The 672-nt window shown below is 42.0% G+C and carries 1 pseudogene; it reads right to left on the bottom strand.

What is annotated here, in order from left to right:
• Window positions 1–456: 456 nt before the first annotated feature.
• Window positions 457–672 (bottom strand): annotated as a pseudogene (locus ACFINO_RS10745) (hypothetical protein); the annotation flags it as partial.

The raw sequence follows: 672 nt of genomic DNA, 5'->3' as shown, positions 1-672 counted from the left end.
ACGAAAGGATAAAGCTTTACGTTGTACAAATGAAAAAAACGATCTCAACATTTTTTGTTCCTTTGCACTTTAGAATAATTCTAAAGATATAAGAGAAAAAGAACGAAAGTCAATCCATAATGAAAAAATCTGAAAAAACACTGATGAAAAAGAAGAGCGTTGGTGTGTGAAGAAAGTAAAAGACTGGCTAAAAAACAACATAAACTGGCCAAAAAACTGTATGCGAAAAAATGAGAAAAATGCCGGAGATTCTACTAAGAAAGCGTTTCAGTGGATAAGAAGGTGAGGATGAAGGGTATGGGGTGTGGCGTGTTGGCGGTGTGCATGGCAAGGCTTCCGGGTATGTTGGGGAGTGCTGTGAGAGGTTTGGACTGGTGCTGGGTATGGGAAGAAGGGCGGTATGTTGGAGAGTATGGGAACATGCGGTTTTGCTCTTGTTTTGCAGTTATCGTTTTTATAGTCTGAAAGGAGCCCTTTTGAAACAACATATGAGCTCGTAAGCATAGAAAAGAGGCTGGCAACAACATTCCAACCGGCAAATGCGAGAAAAAGAAAGCGTATGGATGCTTCAAAACAAGAGGGAGGACGGATGTTGTTCAATTGTCTGGAGAAAAGAAAGTTGGGAGGGGTAAACGAGTATTGGGGGTGGGGATGCTTGGGAAAAGGGTGCCG

It is taken from the genome of Bartonella sp. AA83SXKL, assembly GCF_042196965.1.
Lineage (GTDB): Bacteria > Pseudomonadota > Alphaproteobacteria > Rhizobiales > Rhizobiaceae > Bartonella.
This window is presented reverse-complemented; position numbering and strand designations above follow the sequence as displayed.